The following is a 256-nucleotide window of genomic DNA, read 5'->3' as shown; positions in this document are numbered from 1 at the left end:
TAGAGTGCTCTTTCGTAGCAACTAATGACAAGGGTTGCGCTCGTTGCGGGACTTAACCCAACATCTCACGACACGAGCTGACGACAGCCATGCAGCACCTGTGTAATGGTTCCCTTTCGGGCACTCCTCAATCTCTCAAAGATTCCATCCATGTCAAGGGTAGGTAAGGTTTTTCGCGTTGCATCGAATTAATCCACATCATCCACCGCTTGTGCGGGTCCCCGTCAATTCCTTTGAGTTTTAATCTTGCGACCGT

1 rRNA gene is annotated in these 256 nt (G+C 49.6%); it reads right to left on the bottom strand.

From position 1 onward, the window contains the following. Positions 1 to 256, bottom strand: a 16S ribosomal RNA gene (locus GTP69_RS30985); the annotation flags it as partial.

It is taken from the genome of Duganella levis (assembly GCF_009857605.1).
GTDB classification, from domain to species: domain Bacteria; phylum Pseudomonadota; class Gammaproteobacteria; order Burkholderiales; family Burkholderiaceae_D; genus Rugamonas; species Rugamonas levis.
The sequence above is the reverse complement of the archived record's forward strand: the minus strand, read 5'-3'. Positions and strand labels throughout refer to the sequence as shown.